The organism is Cupriavidus sp. TMH.W2 (assembly GCF_050847365.1).
In the GTDB taxonomy this organism is placed as follows: domain Bacteria; phylum Pseudomonadota; class Gammaproteobacteria; order Burkholderiales; family Burkholderiaceae; genus Cupriavidus.
Window position 1 is genome coordinate 2462325 of sequence record NZ_CP193793.1, and the last position, 19100, is coordinate 2481424.

Here is a 19100-nt window from a genome sequence, read left to right on the forward strand (position 1 = left end):
CTTTACACCCCGCACACGAGGACCTGCGCAGTTTTGCACCACGTCCGGGCGGGCACCGGGGCGCCCGCTGCGCCAACACTTCGGGCCGGCGCATACGCGCCCGTCAGCGTGAAGCCATGAAGCAGCAAGCCAACCGCGCGCCGCTGGTCCTCAATGTCGAGGACCGCGAGGGCCCGCGCTATGTCAAGAGCCGCATCCTGCATCGCGGCGGGTTTTCGGTGATCGAGGCCGTCACGGGCCATTCAGCGCTGTCGCTGGTGCGCCAGCATGCGCCGGCACTGGTGCTGCTGTCGGCCCGGCTGCCCGACATCAGCGGGCTGGAGGTGTGCCGCCTGCTCAAGGACGATCCGCAAACTGCGCGCACGCTGGTGCTGCTGACCTCGCCAGGGCTGGCCCAGTCGCGCGAGCGCGTCGAGGCGCTCAATTGCGGCGCCGACGGTTACCTGGTGGAACCCGCCGAGCCCGAAGAACTGCTGTCGAGCATCCAGGCGCTGCTGCGCCTGCGCGGCGCCGAGGACGCGTATCGCCGTACCTCGCGGGCCTTGCATGAACACGAGGACATGTTCCGCCAGCTGGCCGAATCGCTCGCCGACGTGGTGTGGATCCTCGACCCTGCCACGCAGCGGCTGCTGTTTGCCAGCTCGTCGTTTGCGGCGCTGTGCGGCCACCCGGCCGAGCAACTCATGGACGATCCGCGCCGCTGCCTGGACCGCGTGGCGCCGGCCGACCGCGCGCGCGTGGAAGCAGCCGTCGCCAGCATGCTGCGCGACGGCTTCATGGACATCGAGTTCCAGATCACCCTGGCCAGCGGTGAACCGCGCGAGATCCGCGCGCAGGCCTTTCCGGTGCGCAGCAGCGACAGCGCGCAAGCGGCGCCGGCCGGTGACGGCACCCCGCCATTGCGCATCGCCGGCACCTGCCAGGATGTCACGCTGCAGAACCGCGCCGGGCGCACGCTGCGCGATGAAGAACGGCGCACGGATCAGTTCCTCGCCATGCTGGCGCATGAACTGCGCAATCCGCTGGCACCGCTGCGCAGCGCGGCGGATCTGTTGCAGCAGCTGGCCCCGACACGCGCAGACATGTTCCGCGCGCGCGACATCATCGGCCGGCAGGTGCATCACCTGACCCGGCTGGTGGATGAACTGCTCGACATCTCGCGCTTCAACCAGGGCCGCATCACGCTGCGCCAGGACCTGGTGGAATTGCGCACCGCGCTCAATACCGCGGTTGAAGCCGTGCGCCCGGTGCTGGACGCCTACCGGCACACGCTGCGCCTGTCGCTGCCCGAACAGCCGCTGCCGGTGCGCGGCGACCTGGTGCGACTGACGCAGATCTTCAGCAACCTGCTGCAGAACGCCGCCGCGTACACGCCAGCGGGCGGAGAGATCGTCGTGGAAGCCGGCTTTGACGACAGCGCGCCCGGCGCGGCCCCCGACGCCGTCTCCGGCGGCCACGTCATGGTGCGTGTGCGCGACAACGGCGCCGGCATGTCCGAGGCGCTGCAGCGGCAACTGTTCGATCCGCTTGCGCGCCAGAACGGGGGCGAGGGCACCTGCCCGGAGCCGCCTCACAGCGCGTTCCCGCATGACGGCCCGGGCATCGGCCTGACCCTGGTGCAGAAGCTGGTGCGCTTGCATGGCGGCACCATCCGCGCCTACAGCGCCGGCCCGGGACAGGGCAGCACCTTCACCGTGATGCTGCCGGTGGAGCCGTGGCAGAACTGGCATCCGGGCTCAGGCAAGGCCGCCCCCCGCCGCGGCGTGCCGCGCCGGGTCATGGTGGTGGACGACAACGCCGACGCGCTGGAGGCGATGACGATGACGCTGCAGACCCTGGGCCATACGGTAGTGACCGCCCCGGACGGCCCGAGCGCGCTGGCGCGCGCCACCGATGCGCGCCCGGAGGTGGTGCTGCTGGACCTGGGCATGCCCGCCATGGACGGCTTCGAGACTGCCCGCCGCCTGCGCGCGCTGCCCGAGATGCGTGGTGCGACGCTGGTCGCGCTGACTGGCTTCGGCAAGCCGGAGGACCGCCGCCGCGCGCTTGAAGCGGGCTTTGACAAACACCTGGTCAAGCCCGCCGACCTGGACGCACTGACGCGGCTGCTGGACGAACTGGACGCAGGCCAGGCCTAGCGCCAGGCCGTGCCAGCGCCAGCCGCCGCAATCCCCCATCCCTGATCAAAAGGAGCTTTTCGTGCATACGACGCCTGACCCCGACATCCCTCCGCGCGCGCCCGAAGTCCCGCCGCAGGAGCCACCGCCGGGCCCGCCTCAACCCGTGGTCGACCCGCCTCCGGGCGACATGCCGCCACCGCCGCCGCAACGCGCCGGCGCTAGCGGCAAAGGAGCGATCAAGTGTCCCGCATCATCTGGAAAGGCGCCATTGCCTTTGGCCTCGTCAACATCCCGGTCGTCCTGCGGCCCGCGTCGCGCAATCAGACACTGGACCTGGACCTGCTAGACGTGCGCGACATGGCCCCGGTGGGCTACCAGCGCATCAACAAGAGCACCGGCAAGCCCGTCGACAAGGAGCATATCGTCAAGGGCTACCAGTACGCCAAGGACGAGTACGTGCTGCTCAACGAGGAGGACTTCCGGCAGGCCAATGTCGAGGCCACGCAGACCGTGGACATCGTCAGCTTTGTCGATGCCGAAAGCATTCCGCCGTACTACTTCGATACCCCCTACTACCTCGAACCCGACAAGCGCGGCGAGCGCGGCTACGCGCTGCTGCATGAGACCATGCGCCGCACCGGCAAGGCCGCGCTGGCGCTGGTGGTGCTGCGCGCGCGCCAGCACCTGGCGGCGATGCTGGTGCACGACGATGCGCTGGTGCTCAACACCATGCGCTTTGCCGACGAGGTGCTGCCCATCTCAGAGCTGCACCTGCCCAGGGCTGCCACCGGCAAGCCCACCGGCGCGCACGCGCGTGAAGTCGAGATGGCAGCCAGGCTGGTCGAGGACATGAGCGAGGACTGGGCGCCGGAGCAATACCGCGACACCTACCGCGACGACCTGATGGCGCGCATCGAGGAACGGATCGAATCCGGCAAGACCCATCAGCTGACCCCGCCGGCGCAAGCGGAAGAAGCGCCGCGCCAGGGTGCCAGGGTCATCGACATGGTGGCGCTGCTGCGCCAGAGCCTGGGCAAGCGTGGCAAGGAAGCCAGCGACGAGGAAGAGGCCGGGCCCGCGCGGCGCAAGGCCCCCACGCGGCACGCCGCGGCGCGCAAGCAGCCGCCCGCAAAGCGGGCCAGCTCAACGGCTGCAAAGCGTACGGGCAGCACCACCCGCACCGGCACTGCAACCGCCAGGCGCGAGTCGCATGCGCCGGCCGCGCGCAAGAGCCCGGGCACTACGGGAAGGAAGCGCGCGGCCTGAACGAGCACTGCGGTCCGCCAGGGCAGCCCTCAGCGCGACGTCGCCTTCAGATTGTCATTGACCGAGGTCACGCCCTCGATGCTGCGGATGGCATCCAGCGCCATGTCGTGCTGCTGTTGGCTTGGCACGGTGCCGCTCACGTCCACCATGCCTTGCTTCGTCTTCACATGGATGCCGGTGGACTTGAGGTCCTTGGTCGCCAGGAGCTTGGTCTTGATCCTGGTGGTGATCGCGCCGTCCTCGACGGCCTGCTTGGCCTTGTCTACGCTGGCCTCCGTGCTGGCGCCACGGTCCGGGTCGGCGCGCCCGGGCATGCCTGGCGCAGAATTGACCGGCGCCGCCGGCGCATTGTCCGCCGCGGCAAAAATCGGGCCGCTCTTGTCGAGCGCCAGCGCGCTGCCGGCAGCCGCTGCCAGCGCCGCGGCAGCGCAGGCCATCCGCGTGATGCGCGCGGTGGTTCGGATAAATCGCATGGCTGTCTCCTGTACGGGTCCCGGCGCGTCCCCCATGCCCAGCCCGGCAAACGGAACCACCGGCAAGGCATATCCCAGCAATCTCCATACCCGCCAGGCCGGCCTGCCATGCGCATGCCACCCGGTGGCGCCGGGTGTGTAAAACAGGCCACCCGTTGTAAAAGCGCCGCGCCGCAGCAGGTGCTGCATCGCGCGCACGGCACCGGCGCTGGCGGCGCTGCGGCGCTGTCGTTCCTGGCATGGCGATTGCGGAGCAGGGAATGCGGCAGTTCGCCGCGCCAAGGAGCTAGTAATGGGACAGCAGCAACAGCCGGGTCAATCGCAGTCGGGCCAGAAGCAGCAAGAACAATCGCAGACTGGCCAACGCGGCAGCCAGCAGCAACCGGGACAACAAGGCGGCGGTCAGATGGGTGACAAGGACCGCAAGCAGGATCAACAGCAACAGCAGGATCGCGGCAGCTCGCAACCGGGCCAGCAAAGCGGTCAACGCAGCGGCCAGCAAGGCGGACAGGGCGGGCAACACGGTGGTCAGCAAAGCGGACACGGCGGACAACGCCAGCAATAATCCTCGCTAGCCACGACAACAAGCAGCTATCCGGGTATGTGCGGCGGCAACATGCGGTGCTGCCGCAGGGGCATACGCCGGAGATTGGCAGGCCGGAACTCCCGTCGGGGGCTCCGGCCCTTTTTGCGCCCGCTCGCAAGGCAAGGTCCTGCGCGCGTCGTTCCGCCATCCCGTGTATGCTGGCCCTGACTTCACCCTCCAGCCTCCACCGGTCTTGTCCAGCCTTACCGACCCCGCCACCGGCCGCACCCCGCAGCAAGGCCGCGGACCGCTGAACCATCTCTGCGCCAGGCTGCGCGAGCGCGCCGGCGCACAGGTGCGCGCGCTGACCCGCAGCAACTCCGGCCTGAGCCTCGATTACGACCATCCGCCCGGCGATCCCGGCCTGTTCGGCCCGGATGCGGTCTGCTGGCGCGTGCATGCGGACTTTCCGGCAATGCTGGCAGGCGGCGTCAGCGCGCTGTTGCTGCAGACGCTGCATCCGCTGGCACTGGCCGGGGTGTGGGACCACTCGAGCTTTCGCACCGACATGCAAGGCCGCCTGGGGCGCACCGCGCAGTTCATCGCCGGCACCACCTACGGCAGCCATGCCGATGCCATGGCGCTGATCGAGCGCGTGCGGCGCATCCATGCCGGCGTGGTCGGCACCGCGCCGGACGGGCGGCACTATGCGGCCTCGGATCCGGCGCTGCTGACCTGGGTGCACGTGGCCGAGGTCTCGAGCTTCCTGGCGGGCTACCTGCGCTATGTCGGGCCGCTGGGGGACGCCGAGCAGGATCGCTACTACGAAGAAGTCGCGCGCATCGCACAGATGCTGGGCGCGGCCGACGTGCCGCGCTCGCGCGCCGAAGTGACCGCCTACCTTGAGGCCATGCGGCCCGCGCTGCTGGCCAGCGAACGCACCCGTGAAGTGGTGCGGCTGGTGAGAAAGATGCCGGTGGCCAACCCGCTGCTGCTGCCCGCGGTGCGCATCATGGCGGACGCTGGCATTGCGCTGCTGCCGCCATGGGCGCGGCACCAGCTCGACCTGGACGGACCTTCGCTCCGGCGCCCGGCAGCGCTGGCCGGCATGCGGGTGCTGGCTCCGGCACTGCGCTGGGCATTGGGCCCGGGTCTGGCCGCGCGCGCCCGGCGGCGCGTGGCCCGCGGCGCACCCGCCCCGGCCGGCTGAGGCTCTCGCCACCGTCCGCTGCGCGCTTGCGGCAGGGCCCTGCGGCGGCCCATGCGGGTTATCGGCGGTAAGCGACCATTTCTTGACGGGAAATGGGAAATAGCGGCAAAACCCACCGCATTTCGGAGAATTGCCTGCCCCGGAAGTGCCGTTAAATCTGCATCGGCATTCCGAACGGCCGGTCGGTCTTTTCAACCGCACCGGCCACAGCGCCACAGAGCGCGATTCAAACGACGCGGACAAAAAAAAAGCCCACGCGCGGGGTGCTCGTAGGCTTTCCAGGACTGCTCGAGCCAAGAAGCTCTTGTGGTGAATATAAACGCGCTTACATGAGGTGTAAATCCCGCTTCTATCAGGGGATTCCCCTAGGAAGTCGTGAGCTCGTTTACGCACTTTTAGTGTTTCTATCCCTGACGTCACTTTCAGGGCATTTTTCGCACGGGCTGGCATTTCCCTGCCAGCCCAGTCTCCACCCCGCCTGGCGGGCTGTTCCATGCGCACTGCGCGCGAGCTGGCGCGCATGCGGCTACAATAGCGCAGCAGCGAGAGCAACATTTTTGGTAGACCAAAGCCTCTAGACCTTGGGCGGCGTGCCGTTCGTCAATGCTTGTAAAGCTTTGTTACTCTCGGCTCTGAAGTACTCCCCTCCTCTTCTGGCAGCGCCAACCGTCGGCACCTGCGCGAAATCCCGGGGCCCGTGCGCCGGGCCTAGCGATGCCGCGGATCCGGCGGCCACCTCCGACGCCGTTACCGAGAGCGGATGTTTCTCCTGCCGCCCTGGCCGCGCCGCACCTCCGGCTGCCGGCCAACGGACTGTTATCAGCCGCCAGAACCCTTGCGGGCTCTTCCGGAGTCGTTGTGAAGAAGAAGGAAATCCGGCCCAAGCCACGCAGCCGAAAGCAATTGCAGCATCAGCAATATGCGGCATACAGCACCAGCCAGACCCCGGTGATCGTGCACCTGTCCAACGGCGCCCGGCTGCACGGGATGGTGCTGGCCTCCGACGACTACCTGCTGCTGCTCGGCCGGCAGCCGGACGACAGCCGGCCCACGGTGATCTACAAGCGGGCCATCTGCCTGGTCACGCCGGCCGATGCGCCGGAAGCGCTGGTGGTGGCGCCGGATCCGGCCAACGCGCCGGACTTTGTGCCTATCTATATCCCGCGCACCCGCAAGCGCCGCTAGGCCAACGCCGGCCCTGCACGCCCTTGCGCGCCCGCGCGGCGCTTCTGTCTGCCCTGCCGGGACCCCGCAAAACTATCGCGGAGATCACTCTAAACCTTTCCGGAGCCTGGTCGATAACCTTTGCAACGGAGGCACTACAGCACTGCAACGCAGTCGGCCAACGTTACGGCACCCGCCGGACTGTGTAAATCACTGCATATAGGAGTCGCAACCATGGCGTCCATTATCAATACCAACTCGTTGTCTCTGATGACTCAGAACAACCTGAGCGCGTCGCAATCGTCGCTGAACACCGCGATCCAGCGCCTGTCGTCGGGCCTGCGCATCAACAGCGCCAAGGACGATGCCGCTGGCCTGGCCATTGCCAACCGTTTCACCTCGAACATCAACGGCCTGACGCAAGCCCAGCGCAACGCCAACGACGGCATCTCGCTGGCGCAGACGACTGAAGGCGCACTGACCGAAGTCACCAACAACCTGCAGCGTATCCGTACGCTGTCGGTGCAGGCTGCTAACGGCTCGAACTCGTCCTCGGACCTGAAGTCGATCCAGGACGAAATCAGCCAGCGCATGTCGGAAATCGACCGCCTGTCGCAACAGACCGACTTCAACGGCGTCAAGGTGCTGTCTGCATCGGCCAAGCCGATCAACATCCAGGTCGGCGCCGCCGACGGCCAGACCATTGCTGTCAACCTGCAGCAAATCGACAGCAACAAGCTTGGCCTGACCGCCTTCAATGTGAACGGCCCGCAGGCGACCGGTACCTCGACCTTCAACGGTACTGCCCTTTCCGTTGCCGCTGACTCGGTAACGGCCGGCAATAGCACCGCCGCAATCAAGGCAGCGTATGGCCAGACCACCAGCATCACTGGCTCGACGGTAGGCGAACTGGCTGCGAACACGCTGGCAACGAAACTCGGCGTCGCCAACACCAGCGTGGCTGTCACCAACAACGCGGTGGTGGACGCCAAGGGCAATTGGTACGCAGAAATCAAACTCACTGCTGGCAGCGCAGCGGAAGCCTCCGCGCTGAACAATCAGGGTTTCAGCAACTTTACCAACGCCTCGTCCCAAGTCTTCTATGTTGGTATTGATCCGCAATCGGCCACGTTCTCCGGCGGCCCTCCCCCGACCAGCGCTGACTTCAAGATCGACACGTCGAAGATCGGCGTTTCGGACCTGACCAAGGGGGCCACGGCGAACCAGCTGTCCACCATTGACAGCGCCCTGCAGAAGGTAGACAGCCTGAAGAGCTCGCTGGGTTCGATCCAGAACCGCCTGGATTCCACCATCGCCAACCTGGGCACGACGATCACCAACCTGTCGTCGTCGCGTTCGCGTATCCAGGATGCCGACTACGCAACGGAAGTGTCGAACATGACCCGCGCCAACATCCTGCAACAAGCCGGCACCTCGGTCCTGGCCCAGGCCAACCAGACCACGCAAGGCGTGCTGTCGCTGCTGCGTTAATCGACTGACGCGTAGCACCGGTGCCGGGCCTCGTGCCCGGCGCTGTTGTGGAATGTTTCCCCAGGGCTTCGGTCCTGGGAAAACATTTCAAGAGACCACTGAGTCGAGACGATCATGGCTACTGCCGCTACCACTTCGTCCGCGCTGCCTCCTGCGCTGGCGACCCAGCTCACCGAGTGGCCGGACCGCCGCGTGACCGGTATGCCCGGTGAACGAGCCGCCGGCACGCCCGGCGCCCCTGCCAAAGACGGCAAGCGGCCATCGCCCTCGCTCGATGCAGCGCTAGAGCGCCTGACCGACGCACTGCGCACCGCCTCGGTCAGTGTCCAGTTTGAAATCGACAGCACCAGCCACCGCGTCATCACCAAGGTGATGGACAAGACCAGCGGCGAGGTGATCCGGCAGATCCCGACTGAAGAGCTGGTGCGCATCTCCGATGCAATGACCCAGCTGCAGGGCCTGTTCGTGAACCAGACCGCCTGAGCCGTCCCCCGGGCCTGGATTTGAAGTAGCACTCTGGAGTAGTAGACATGGCAACAATCTCTAACCTCGGCGTTGGTTCGGGGCTCGACCTGGGCTCGCTGCTCGACCAGCTCACCACCGCCGAGCAGGCACCGCTGACTGTCCTCAAGCAGCAGCAGTCCAGCTACCAGACCAAGCTGTCGGCCTATGGCCAGCTGCAGAGCATGCTTGCCGCATTCCAGGGAACGGCCAACCAGCTGTCCAAGCCGAGCTTCTTCAACGCAGCGACCGCCACATCCAGCAACACCAACGTCATGACTGCCACTGGCAGCAACACCGCCGCTGCCGGCAACTATGCGGTCAACGTCACCGCGCTGGCCCAGGCCCAGTCGCTGGTGAGCACAGGCCAGGTCAAGCAGGATGCGGCCATCGGCACCGGCACGATCCATATCGATTTCGGCGCGATTACCGGCGGCTCGCTCGACACCAATGCCGCCAGCCCCACATATGGCAAGTACACCGGGGCGAGCTTCACCGCCAACACAGGCTCGACCGGCTTCGACATCAAGATCGACAGCAGCAACAATACGCTGCAAGGCGTGCGCGACGCCATCAACAAGGCCAATGCCGGCGTCACCGCCAGCATCATCAATGACGGCTCAGGCGCACCCTATCGCCTGGTCCTGAACTCGAACAGTACCGGGGCCACCAACAGCATGCGCATCTCGGTCACTTCGAGCGACGGGACCAACGCGCTGTCCAATGTGGTTGCCAACGATCCGGCCGGCACGCAGAACATGCAGCAGACGGTCACCGCCCAGAATGCGGCGCTGACCGTCAACAATATCGCGATCCAGAGCGCCAGCAATCAGGTCTCTGGCGCCGTGCAGGGCGTGACGCTGTCGCTGGCACAGACCGGCACCAGCAATATCGTGGTCCAGCGCGACACCGCGTCGATCCAGAATGGCGTGCAGGCCTTCGTCACGGCTTACAACAACCTGCAGAATGCAGCCACCAGCCTGTCGGCCTATGATCCCGGCACGAAAACCGCCTCCCCCCTCACGGGAGACGGCGTGCTGCGCGTGATCCAGAGCCAGATCCGTGGCGTGCTCAACACACCGCAGCCGGGCAGCGGTGCCAGCGCCATCACCACGCTGACGCAAGTGGGCGTGACGTTCCAGCTCGACGGCACGCTGGCATTGGATTCGACCAAGCTGGCCAAGGCCCTGAAAGACAACCCGGCCGGCGTGGCCGCCGTGTTCGGCAATGACGACGGCAAAAGCGGCTACGGCAACCAGCTGAGCACGACCATCACGGCGCTGACCAGCAGCAAGGGGGCGCTGACGGCCGCCACCGATGGCATCAACCGCAGCCTGAAGGACCTGAGCAACCAGTACAGTGCGACCCAGGACCGCATCAACGCCACCGTAGCCAACTACCGCAAGCAGTTCACCCAGCTGGACGTGATCATGGCGCAGATGAAGAACACCAGCACCTACCTGACGCAGCAGTTCAACGCCCTGAACAGCTCATCGGGCAAGTAAGTCTTAACCGGGATCCGAACATCATGCACGCGCGCAACGCCATCAACGCCTACGCCCAGGTCAGCGTCCAGACCGGCGCCATGAGCGCCAGCCCGCACAAGCTGATCGCCATGCTGTACGACGGCGCGCGCGCGGCGATTGCGCGGGCCAAGTTCCACCTGGAAGGCGGCAACATTGCCGAACGCGGCAACGCCATCTCCAAAGCCATCGACATCATCGACAACGGCCTGCGCGCCGTGCTCGATCATGAGGCTGGCGGCGAGATCTCCGCCAACCTCGAGGCCCTGTATGAGTACATGGTGCGCCGCCTGATGCTGGCCAACCTGCGCCGCGACGCGGCCCTGCTGGCCGAGGTCGACACGCTGCTCGAAGGCCTGGCGTCGGCCTGGGCGCAGATCGACGACTCGGCCACGGCTGCCGAGCAGCAACCCGCCTTACAGGACAATTGACATGGCCTCCCTTCCCGAGTTTTCCCCGATCGTGGCCTGTTACGAGGAAGTCCTCGCACTTTCCGCGCGCATGCTCGAAGCCGCCCAGGCCGCTGACTGGGACACGGTCACCGCGCTGCAGCAGGGCTACCTGGCCCAGGTGGAGCGCCTGCGCCTGATGGACCATGAAGCACCGTTCTCCGATGCGGAGCGCATGCGCCGCTACCAGTTGCTGGACCGCATCCTGACGTATGACGCCCGCATCCGCGACCTGGCCGTGCCGCAGCTGAAACGGCTCGGCGAAAGGCTGGCCAGCTCGCGCCGCCAGTTTGAACTTTCCGCCGCCTACGGCGCCACGGCCTGACGCAGCCTGAGCGCTGCAGCGGGCGACACGCTCCTCTCATTCGGCTGCGGCTCGTCGTTCCCGCGCAGGCGGGAACCCAGTGACTATATAAGACGCTGGATTCCCGCCTGCGCGGGAATGACAGTCGTGCCTGAAGCCCTGAACCGTATTGCCGCCGCCTCCATTCTTTCGACCCGTATGACCGGCATCCATCTGCCTCCAGGCCTGGCACCCGGTCAGGCCCCAGACCCGCAATCCCTGCGCACTGCGATCGCCATCGACAAGCTCGCGGCGCTGCAACCCGTGCCCGAGGCCACGGAGGCGAATGTCCAGAACTCCACCGGCCAGGCGATCCGCCACAGCCAGAACGCCACCGGCCCCGGCGTTGCCGCGGGCCAGGCCACCTTGCTGCCGGGCACCTCGACGCAGGAATCACTGAGCGCGGCAGCGCGAGCCATCCTGGCAGTGATGGACGGTACCGAGGCGCAGCCGGTGCGCGGCGCCGGCCCGCTGCTGGCCGCAGCGCCCACGGCAGCTTCCGCGCAGGCCGCCGCGGCGGCTCTTGCCGATACACTCGGGCAGAGTGGATTGTTTTATGAATCGCATCTGGCGCAATGGGTTGCCGGCGCGCGCGAGTTGTCCGGCATCCGCCAGGAGCCGCAAGCGCAGGTCCCGGCACCGGCGCGAGCGACTCCGGGTGGCGCCGCGCAGGCCGCAACAACGCCACCATCCTTGCTACTGACCTATGACGGCGGCGCAGCAGCGGCAGAGCCCGCGCGGCCCTCGGCGCCGCCGCTGATTCCGGCCTCGCAGGTGCTGGCCGAGGCGCTGGCCGCGGCCGGCAATCCGCGCGTGGCCCACAGCCATGCGGCGGCGGAGCAGGCGCTGCGGCAAGGCACCGCCACCACGGCGGCCTACAGCCGCCAAGCCGAACCCGGCGCCCAGCGCCAGTCCGCAGCCGCGCTCGCCACGCAGGCCTACCAGACCACTGCGGAGGCTGGCGCCCGCACTGCTGCGCTGGACGCCCTCACCGCCCACGCGGCGCGCGCCCCGGCAAGCCTGCCGGACACCGGCTCGGTGGATGCCAGCCGGCAGGCCGCGGCAGCCGGCCCGGCCATTCATCCGGCAACCGAAAGCGTGGTCCGCCAGCAGCTGGAATTGCTCGCCACCCATCAGTTCCGCTTCTCGGGCGAGGCCTGGCCCGGCGTGCCGATGGAGTGGGAGCTATTGCGCGCGGATGCGGACAACCCGGCGCAGGCCCGTGGCGAAGCCGCCCGGCCGTGGTCAAGCCGCCTGCGGCTGCAGTTGCCGAGCCTGGGCATCGTCGAAGCCGTCCTGAGCCTGGGTCCCGCCGGGCTTGACGCCCGCGTGGCAACCCCCGAAACCGATGTCGCGGCACGTTTCATCGCGGCACGGCCGCTGCTGCGCAACCAACTGGAGGCGCAGGGCATCGTGCTGCAGCGCCTGAGCGTGCAGACTCAGGACAGCCTCGCCCAGGGAGAGACGCAATGAGCGAAGCGGCGGATGACCGCGGCACGGCGATCGCGCTGTCGTACCAGCACAGCGACAAGGCGCCGCGCGTGGTCGCCAAGGGCTATGGCGTGGTGGCCGAAGCCATCATCGCGCGCGCGCGCGAAGCGGGCGTCTATATCCACGATTCACCCACGCTGGTGAACCTGCTGATGCAGGTCGACCTGGACAGCCACGTGCCGCCGCAGCTCTATGTGGCCGTGGCAGAGCTGCTGGCATGGATCTACCAGCTTGAAGCGGGCCTGGACGCGGGCGCTGAAGCGCACGCCTGACCCGCCCCCCTTACGACAAAAGCCCCCGGCCGCTTGCGCGCGCCCGGGGGCTTTTCATTCAGGCAGCGGCGCACCCTTACACCGGCATATTCATCATCTCCTGATAAGCCGCCACCAGCCGGTTCCGCACCTGCACCCCGGTCTGGAACGACACGTTGGCCTTCTGCAGGTCGATCATCACGTCATTGAGCGCCACGCCCGGCTTGCCCAGTTCGAACGCCTCGGCCTGGCCGTAGGCGCGCTCCTGGGCGGCGTTGATGCGGCCCAGCGAGCGCTGCAGTTCGCCGGCAAAGCCGCCGCCGACCGGCGCGGCGGACTGGCTGGAGGGGTTGCCCGAGGCTGCCTGGGACATCCCGCGCAGTTGCTGCAGCATGCCCTCGATGGAAGAGATAGTGGTCATTTGGCTCGTCGGTGGCTTGTCGTATGCCGGCGTGCCGGCTCGGTTCGTCTTGTGGCGCGTCCCTTGCATCGCATGCCTGCCGGCAGGCAGGCAGGCCTCAGGCGGTTCGCACCCAGTTTCAGCCCCCGCAGAGTACCCCCCGCCCGCGCCGGCCCATGGGCCGAAATCGGACAAAAAACCGGGTCTATTCGCCCGATTGTCAGGCTCAGGTCTGGCCGATCATTGCCACCGTGCCGGAAGAGCGCGGGGCATCGCCCTGCGCAAGTGCCGGCAATCACCAGACAACCATCGATTCGGGAGTACGCGTGTTTTCTCTCCAGCGCAATGTGAGCCGTGCCGTGAGCCGAGCCGACGACCAAGGCGGTCAACATCGCCCATGCCGTCGCGAGCGTCGCGGCGACGGATCCGGAGCACGCGCATGACCGCGGCGGTGGCACTGCCCGGGCGCCCGGCCGAAATGCTGGAGCGCCTGAAGGCCAACCCTAAGCTGCCGCTGATGCTGGCCGGCGCGGCGCTGGCCGCCGCCATCGCGGTGGGCCTGCTGTGGTCGCGCAGCCCGGATTACAAGGTGCTGTACAGCAACCTGTCCGAGCGCGACGGCGGCGCGGTGCTGCAGTCGCTGCAGCAGATGAACGTGCCGTACAAGTTCGCCGAAGGCGGCGGCGCGGTCATGGTGCCGGCGGAGAAAGTGCATGAGACGCGCCTGCGCCTGGCTTCGCAGGGCCTGCCCAAGAGCGGCACGGCCGGCATGGAGCTGATGGACAACCAGAAGTTCGGCATCAGCCAGTTTGCCGAGCAGGTCAACTACCAGCGCGGGCTGGAAGGCGAGCTGGCGCGCTCGATCGAATCGATCGCGGCGGTGCAGTCCGCCCGCGTGCACCTGGCCATCCCCAAGCCGACGCTGTTCGTGCGCGAGCGCCAGAAGCCGACCGCATCGATCGTGTTGCAGCTGTACCCGGGGCGCGCCATCGATGAAGGCCAGGTCGCTGCAATCGGCCACCTGGTGTCGTCGAGCGTGCCGGAACTGACACCCAAGTCGATCTCGATCGTCGACCAGCACGGCAACCTGTTGTCGAACACCGGCAACGAGCGCATGCTCGACGCCACCCAGCTCAAGTACGTGCAGGCGCTGGAGCAGAACTACCTGAAGCGCATCGAAGCGATCCTGACGCCGATCGTCGGCAAGGACAACGTGCGCGCGCAGGTGACCGCCGACGTGGATTTCTCCGTCGTCGAGCACACTGACGAGAGCTACAAGCCCAACCAGGACCCGACCCGCACGGCGATTCGCAGCCAGCAGACCAGCGAATCGACCCAGCAGGGCGCGACGCCTCCGGGCGGCGTGCCCGGCGCACTGTCGAACCAGCCGCCCGCCGCCGCCGCCGCGCCCGTGACCACGCCGCAGACGCCGCGCGCGGGCCAGGCGCCCGGACAGGCCGGCGCCCCCGCCGCGGGCCAGCCCGGCCAGCCAGGCCAGGCGGCGCAGGGCGCCACTGCCGCCGCTTCCAGCGGCCCGAGCAGCAACCGCCGCGACTCCACCGTCAACTATGAGCTGGACCGCTCCGTGCGCCACGTGCAGCAGGCACCGGGCGGCGTGCGCCGGCTGTCGGTGGCGGTGGTGGTCAACTACCGCCAGCAGGCCGATGCCAAGGGCAAGCTCGTGGCCGAACCGCTGCCGCCGGGGCTGCTGGCGCAGATCCAGAACCTGACCAAGGAAGCGATGGGGTTCTCGGCCGACCGTGGCGACTCCATCAACGTGGTCAACAGCCCGTTCACCGCCGAGCGCGAAAAGGCCGAGCCCGAACTGCCGCTGTGGAAGCAACCCGACATGATTGAACTGGGCAAGACCCTCGCGGGCTACCTGCTGCTGGCACTGCTGGCCTTGTTTGCGTGGTTCAAGGTGGCGCGCCCGATCCTGCGCCGCTACACCACGCCGCCGCTGCCGGCGCCGGAGCCCAGGGACGAGACCGAGGCGGTGCTGCTGCCGCCGGAGGAGCCGGCCAGTCCGGAAATCCTGCGGCTTGCCGCCAAGTATGAAAGCGACCTCGCGCTGGTGCGCGACGCCGCACAGCGCGACCCGCGCCTGGTCGCCAGCGTGATCAAGAACTGGATTGCAGATGACAACCGCTAAGGGCATCTCTAAAGAGGTCCAGGCCAGCGGCCTGCAGAAGAGCGCCGTCCTGATGATGGCGATCGGCGAAGATGCCGCGGCCGAGGTGTTCAAGCACCTGTCGCAGCGCGAAGTGCAGGAGCTGGGGTCGGCCATGGCCACGCTCAGCTCGGTCACCCGCGAGGAAATGGCCGGGGTGCTGGGCGAGTTCCGCACCGAGACCGAGCAGTACCTGGCACTGAATGTCGACTCCGGCGCCTTTATCCGCAGCGTGCTGAACAAGGCGCTGGGCGAGGAACGCGCACAGTCGGTGATCGAAGACATCCTGGAATCGCGCGATCCGGGCGGTGGCATCGACTCGCTGAACTGGATGGACGCGACCGCGATCGCCGAGCTGATCCGCGACGAGCACCCGCAGATCATCGCCACCATCCTGATCCACCTGGACCGCCAGAAATCGTCCGAAGTGCTGGGCCTGTTCACCGACCGCCTGCGCAACGACGTGATCCTGCGCATCGCCACCTTCGGCGGGGTGCAGCCGGGCGCGCTGCAGGAACTGACCGACGTGCTGACCAAGCTGCTGGCGGGCCAGAGCCTGAAGCGCAGCCGCATGGGCGGCGTGCGCACCGCGGCCGAGATCATCAACCTGATGAGCACCGCGCACGAGGAAGCCGTCATCGACGGCGTGCGCCTGCACGACGGCGACCTGGCGCAGAAGATCATCGACGAGATGTTCCTGTTCGAGAACCTGATGGAGGTCGACGACCGCGGCATCCAGCGCGTGCTCAAGGAAATCGCCACCGAGTCGCTCATCGTCGCGCTCAAGGGCGCGCCGCAGGAACTGCGCGACAAGTTCATCCGCAATATGTCCACCCGCGCCGGCGAGATGCTGCGCGAGGATCTGGACGCGCTGGGCCCGGTGCGCGTGTCGCAGGTCGAGGCCGAGCAGAAGGCCATCCTGCAGGTGGTAAGACGCCTGGCGGATGCGGGCGAAGTGCAGATCGGCGGAGGCGACGATGCCTATGTCTGAGGCAAACCCCGAGCGCGGCCAGGCCGCACGCCGCGCGCAGCGCGGCGACCCGCTCTCCTCCCTTGCCGGCAACGGCGCAGCCGCCGACAGCGGTACCCCGGGCGGCTTTGCGCCGTTCGAGCCCCCGCGCCGCGCGCGTGGCGGCGCTGCCGGCTGGCAGCGCTGGCAGATGGGCTCGCTAGATCCCCGGGATACCGAGCTGCCAGAGGCCCTTGCCGCCATGCCCGCTGAGCCCGCGCCGCCGCCGATCGACTTCGAGGCCCTCGACGCGATGCGCGAAGGCGCGCGCAAGGAAGGCTATGCCCAGGGCTACACCCAGGGCCAGACGCAGGGCTACGGCGACGGCCACCGCGAAGGCTATGCGCGCGGCCTGGAAGCCGCCCGCAACGAGGCCGCGCAGCTGCAGGCGCTGGCCGGCAATTTCCGCAGCGCGCTTGGCGGCGTGGATGACCAGGTCTCGCGCGCACTGGTGTCGCTGGCGCTGGACGTGGCGCGCCAGCTGGTGCGCTCGGCGCTGGCGCAAGACCCCTCGGTCTTGCTGCCGGCGGTGCGCGAGCTGCTGACCAGCGAGCCCGCGCTGGCCGGAGCGCCCAGCCTGCTGCTGCACCCCGACGACGTGGCGCTGGTGGAAGCCCACCTGCACGGCGAACTGGCCGCCGCCGGCTGGACCGTGCGCGCCGATCCGTCGGTGGCGCGCGGCGGCTGCATCGCCAGTGCCGCCAGCGGCGAACGCGACGCCACGCTGCCCACACGCTGGACCCGCGTGGTCAAGGCGTTGGGCCGCGACGATCCGTGGGAGCCGCCGCATGCCTGACACCACCGCGCAAGCCACGCCCACGCCGATTGCAGACGCGGCGCTGGCCCACACGCAACGCTGGGTCGGCGCGCTGAACAGCGCCGCGGCCGGCATTGCCGGGCTCGACAGCAAGCGCAGCTGCGGCCGCCTGACGCGCGCCGCCGGGCTGGTGCTGGAAGCCGTAGGGCTGCGCCTGCCGGTAGGCAGCGACTGCCTGATCGAACTGCCCGCGGGACAATTCACCACTGACAGCAACGCCCCGCGCACCGCTGAAGCGGAAGTGGTCGGCTTTGGCGCCGACCGCCTCTACCTGATGCCGCAGTCAGACGTGGTGGGGCTGTTGCCGGGCGCGCGCGTCTACCCGCTGGAGCCGTCGCCGCAACCGGCCGGCACCACCACGCCGCGCGAGCCGGGCTCCAAGCGCCTGCCGGTCGGCGCCGGGCTGCTGGGCCGCGTGCTGGATGCCGCGGGCCGTCCGCTCGACGGGCTGGGCCCGCTCACCGCCGCCATGGAAGTGCCGCTGGCCGGCGAGCAGATCAACCCGCTGATGCGCGCCCCGATCGAGACCGTGCTCGACACCGGCGTGCGCGCCATCAACGGCATGCTGACCGTCGGCCGCGGCCAGCGCATGGGCCTGTTCGCGGGCTCGGGCGTGGGCAAGAGCGTGCTGCTCGGCATGATGGCGCGCTATACCAGCGCCGATGTGATCGTGGTCGGCCTGATCGGCGAACGCGGCCGTGAGGTAAAGGAATTCATCGAGAACATCCTCGGTCCCGAGGGCCGCGCGCGTTCGGTGGTGGTGGCAGCGCCCGCGGACACCTCGCCGCTGCTGCGCATGCAGGGCGCGGCCTATGCGACGCGGCTGGCCGAGTATTTCCGCGACCAGGGCCAGCACGTGCTGCTGATCATGGACTCGCTCACGCGCTACGCCATGGCCCAGCGCGAGATCGCGCTGGCCATCGGCGAACCGCCCGCCACCAAGGGCTATCCGCCCTCGGTCTTTGCCAGGCTGCCGACGCTGGTCGAGCGCACCGGCAACGGCCCCGAAGGCGGCGGCTCGATCACCGCGTTCTACACGGTGCTGACCGAAGGCGACGACCAGCAGGACCCGATCGCCGATTCGGCGCGCGCCATCCTGGACGGCCATATCGTGCTGTCGCGCAGCCTGGCCGAAGCGGGCCACTACCCTGCCATCGACGTCGAAGCATCGATCAGCCGTGCCATGACCGCGCTGATCCCGAACGAGCAGTTCGGCTCGGTGCGCCGCTTCAAGCAGCTGATGTCGCGCTACCAGCGCAACCGCGACCTGATCAGCGTAGGTGCCTACATGCCGGGCAACGACCCGGAACTGGATCTGGCGATCCAGCTGCACCCGCGCATGGAAGCCTTTTTGCAGCAGGATATCCACGAGCGCGCCGGCTACCACGACGCCATCGCCCAGCTTCACCGCCTCTTCGACAGGAGTGAACATGCTCAAGCATTCACCGCTTAACACGCTGGCTGACCTGGCCCAGACCGATACCGACACTGCCGCGCGCGAGCTGGGGCGGCTGCAGGGCTTGCGCACGCAGGCGGAGCTGCAGCTCAACCAGCTCACGCAGTATCGCCAGGAGTATCGCGAGCGCATGCAGGTAGTGGCCGCACAAGGCATGACCTCCAGCCGCTGGCAGGACTTCTCGCGCTTCCTGGATTCGCTCGACCAGGCCATCCGCCAGCAAGGCGCTGCGGTGGCCAAGGCCGAAGCGGACCTGCTCGCCGGCCGCAACCGCTGGCAGCACCAGAAGCGCCGCCTGAATTCATTCGACACGCTGATCGCGCGCGCCGAAGCGACGGAAGACCAGGTCGCCGCGCGCCGCGAGCAACGCGCCAACGACGAATACGCCGCCCGCCTGGCCCGCACCACGGCCAGCCGCCTGAGCGAAGCCTGAGCACCAT

At 68.0% G+C, this 19100-nt stretch carries 19 protein-coding genes; 16 read left to right on the top strand and 3 right to left on the bottom strand.

The window, feature by feature from the left end:
• Nucleotides 1-116 precede the first annotated feature (116 nt).
• Both ACREYQ_RS28555 and ACREYQ_RS28560 read left to right on the top strand, forming a co-directional pair.
• Entirely contained in the window at nucleotides 117-2138 is a 2022-nt protein-coding gene (locus ACREYQ_RS28555) for a response regulator (RefSeq protein WP_432261320.1), read from the top strand.
• Between the two features lie 222 nt (nucleotides 2139-2360).
• Nucleotides 2361-3386, top strand: a complete 1026-nt coding sequence (locus ACREYQ_RS28560; RefSeq protein WP_432261321.1) for a Ku protein — start codon at nucleotides 2361-2363, stop codon at nucleotides 3384-3386.
• A gap of 29 nt (nucleotides 3387-3415) precedes the next feature.
• On the opposite strand, the gene ACREYQ_RS28565 is transcribed toward ACREYQ_RS28560, so the two are convergent.
• Both ACREYQ_RS28565 and ACREYQ_RS28570 read right to left on the bottom strand, forming a co-directional pair.
• Nucleotides 3416-3859, bottom strand: a complete 444-nt coding sequence (locus ACREYQ_RS28565; protein ID WP_432261322.1) for a BON domain-containing protein — start codon at nucleotides 3857-3859, stop codon at nucleotides 3416-3418.
• A 286-nt stretch (nucleotides 3860-4145) separates the two neighbouring features.
• Nucleotides 4146-4403, bottom strand: a complete 258-nt coding sequence (locus tag ACREYQ_RS28570; RefSeq protein ID WP_432261323.1) for a hypothetical protein — start codon at nucleotides 4401-4403, stop codon at nucleotides 4146-4148.
• Nucleotides 4404-4638: 235 nt separating this feature from the next.
• Between ACREYQ_RS28570 and ACREYQ_RS28575 the strand changes: the two genes are divergently transcribed.
• The 9 genes from ACREYQ_RS28575 (at nucleotide 4639) to ACREYQ_RS28615 (ending at nucleotide 12829) form a co-directional block, all read left to right on the top strand.
• On the top strand, nucleotides 4639-5595 hold the full coding sequence (locus ACREYQ_RS28575) for an oxygenase MpaB family protein (RefSeq protein WP_432261324.1): 957 nt from the start codon (nucleotides 4639-4641) through the stop codon (nucleotides 5593-5595).
• 858 nt (nucleotides 5596-6453) lie between these two features.
• Entirely contained in the window at nucleotides 6454-6780 is a 327-nt protein-coding gene (locus ACREYQ_RS28580; RefSeq protein ID WP_432261325.1) for an RNA chaperone Hfq, read from the top strand.
• A 213-nt stretch (nucleotides 6781-6993) separates the two neighbouring features.
• On the top strand, nucleotides 6994-8250 hold the full coding sequence (locus tag ACREYQ_RS28585; protein WP_432261326.1) for a FliC/FljB family flagellin: 1257 nt from the start codon (nucleotides 6994-6996) through the stop codon (nucleotides 8248-8250).
• 114 nt (nucleotides 8251-8364) lie between these two features.
• Entirely contained in the window at nucleotides 8365-8733 is a 369-nt protein-coding gene (locus ACREYQ_RS28590; protein ID WP_432261327.1) for a flagellar protein FlaG, read from the top strand.
• Between the two features lie 47 nt (nucleotides 8734-8780).
• The gene (gene fliD, locus ACREYQ_RS28595) at nucleotides 8781-10256 is read left to right on the top strand and encodes a flagellar filament capping protein FliD (protein ID WP_432261328.1); all 1476 of its coding nucleotides are present in this window, start codon (nucleotides 8781-8783) and stop codon (nucleotides 10254-10256) included.
• A 23-nt stretch (nucleotides 10257-10279) separates the two neighbouring features.
• Entirely contained in the window at nucleotides 10280-10705 is a 426-nt protein-coding gene (gene fliS, locus ACREYQ_RS28600) for a flagellar export chaperone FliS (protein WP_432261329.1), read from the top strand.
• 1 nt (nucleotide 10706) lies between these two features.
• Nucleotides 10707-11048 (top strand): flagellar protein FliT, encoded by a 342-nt coding sequence (locus ACREYQ_RS28605; RefSeq protein WP_432261330.1) that lies wholly within the window; start codon nucleotides 10707-10709, stop codon nucleotides 11046-11048.
• Nucleotides 11049-11225: 177 nt separating this feature from the next.
• The gene (locus tag ACREYQ_RS28610) at nucleotides 11226-12539 is read left to right on the top strand and encodes a flagellar hook-length control protein FliK (protein ID WP_432262680.1); all 1314 of its coding nucleotides are present in this window, start codon (nucleotides 11226-11228) and stop codon (nucleotides 12537-12539) included.
• Nucleotides 12536-12829, top strand: a complete 294-nt coding sequence (locus tag ACREYQ_RS28615; protein ID WP_432261331.1) for an EscU/YscU/HrcU family type III secretion system export apparatus switch protein — start codon at nucleotides 12536-12538, stop codon at nucleotides 12827-12829. The genes ACREYQ_RS28610 and ACREYQ_RS28615 overlap by 4 nt, the downstream gene beginning before the upstream one ends.
• A 76-nt stretch (nucleotides 12830-12905) precedes the next feature.
• Here the strand turns inward: ACREYQ_RS28615 and fliE are convergent, their stop codons facing one another.
• The gene (gene fliE, locus ACREYQ_RS28620) at nucleotides 12906-13229 is read right to left on the bottom strand and encodes a flagellar hook-basal body complex protein FliE (RefSeq protein WP_432261332.1); all 324 of its coding nucleotides are present in this window, start codon (nucleotides 13227-13229) and stop codon (nucleotides 12906-12908) included.
• A 418-nt stretch (nucleotides 13230-13647) separates the two neighbouring features.
• Here fliE and fliF point away from each other — a divergent pair, with 418 nt between their 5' ends.
• From fliF to fliJ, 5 genes are read left to right on the top strand one after another with little or no spacing between them, the layout of a single operon-like run.
• Complete coding sequence (fliF, locus tag ACREYQ_RS28625) at nucleotides 13648-15360, top strand: flagellar basal-body MS-ring/collar protein FliF (RefSeq protein WP_432261333.1); 1713 nt, start codon at nucleotides 13648-13650, stop codon at nucleotides 15358-15360.
• Nucleotides 15347-16369, top strand: a complete 1023-nt coding sequence (gene fliG, locus ACREYQ_RS28630) for a flagellar motor switch protein FliG (RefSeq protein WP_432261334.1) — start codon at nucleotides 15347-15349, stop codon at nucleotides 16367-16369. The genes fliF and fliG overlap by 14 nt, the downstream gene beginning before the upstream one ends.
• Nucleotides 16356-17183 carry a flagellar assembly protein FliH gene (fliH, locus tag ACREYQ_RS28635; protein ID WP_432261335.1) on the top strand — a complete coding sequence of 276 codons (828 nt, stop codon included), beginning with the start codon at nucleotides 16356-16358 and terminating at the stop codon, nucleotides 17181-17183. The genes fliG and fliH overlap by 14 nt, the downstream gene beginning before the upstream one ends.
• Nucleotides 17176-18657 carry a flagellar protein export ATPase FliI gene (gene fliI / locus ACREYQ_RS28640; RefSeq protein ID WP_432261336.1) on the top strand — a complete coding sequence of 494 codons (1482 nt, stop codon included), beginning with the start codon at nucleotides 17176-17178 and terminating at the stop codon, nucleotides 18655-18657. Before fliH ends, fliI begins: the two co-directional genes overlap by 8 nt.
• On the top strand, nucleotides 18635-19093 hold the full coding sequence (gene fliJ, locus ACREYQ_RS28645; protein ID WP_432261337.1) for a flagellar export protein FliJ: 459 nt from the start codon (nucleotides 18635-18637) through the stop codon (nucleotides 19091-19093). Before fliI ends, fliJ begins: the two co-directional genes overlap by 23 nt.
• The last annotated feature ends 7 nt before the right edge of the window (nucleotides 19094-19100 follow it).

Bases quoted from the DNA above. Each gene is read 5' to 3' on its own strand.
- ACREYQ_RS28555 (WP_432261320.1), top strand. From the start codon at position 117: ATGAAGCAGCAAGCCAACCGCGCGCCGCTGGTCCTCAATGTCGAGGAC.
- ACREYQ_RS28565 (WP_432261322.1), bottom strand. From the start codon at position 3,859: ATGCGATTTATCCGAACCACCGCGCGCATCACGCGGATGGCCTGCGCT.
- ACREYQ_RS28585 (WP_432261326.1), top strand. From the start codon at position 6,994: ATGGCGTCCATTATCAATACCAACTCGTTGTCTCTGATGACTCAGAAC.
- ACREYQ_RS28590 (WP_432261327.1), top strand. From the start codon at position 8,365: ATGGCTACTGCCGCTACCACTTCGTCCGCGCTGCCTCCTGCGCTGGCG.
- fliD (WP_432261328.1), top strand. From the start codon at position 8,781: ATGGCAACAATCTCTAACCTCGGCGTTGGTTCGGGGCTCGACCTGGGC.
- fliS (WP_432261329.1), top strand. From the start codon at position 10,280: ATGCACGCGCGCAACGCCATCAACGCCTACGCCCAGGTCAGCGTCCAG.
- ACREYQ_RS28605 (WP_432261330.1), top strand. From the start codon at position 10,707: ATGGCCTCCCTTCCCGAGTTTTCCCCGATCGTGGCCTGTTACGAGGAA.
- ACREYQ_RS28610 (WP_432262680.1), top strand. From the start codon at position 11,226: ATGACCGGCATCCATCTGCCTCCAGGCCTGGCACCCGGTCAGGCCCCA.
- ACREYQ_RS28615 (WP_432261331.1), top strand. From the start codon at position 12,536: ATGAGCGAAGCGGCGGATGACCGCGGCACGGCGATCGCGCTGTCGTAC.
- fliE (WP_432261332.1), bottom strand. From the start codon at position 13,229: ATGACCACTATCTCTTCCATCGAGGGCATGCTGCAGCAACTGCGCGGG.
- fliF (WP_432261333.1), top strand. From the start codon at position 13,648: ATGACCGCGGCGGTGGCACTGCCCGGGCGCCCGGCCGAAATGCTGGAG.
- fliG (WP_432261334.1), top strand. From the start codon at position 15,347: ATGACAACCGCTAAGGGCATCTCTAAAGAGGTCCAGGCCAGCGGCCTG.
- fliH (WP_432261335.1), top strand. From the start codon at position 16,356: ATGCCTATGTCTGAGGCAAACCCCGAGCGCGGCCAGGCCGCACGCCGC.
- fliI (WP_432261336.1), top strand. From the start codon at position 17,176: ATGCCTGACACCACCGCGCAAGCCACGCCCACGCCGATTGCAGACGCG.
- fliJ (WP_432261337.1), top strand. From the start codon at position 18,635: ATGCTCAAGCATTCACCGCTTAACACGCTGGCTGACCTGGCCCAGACC.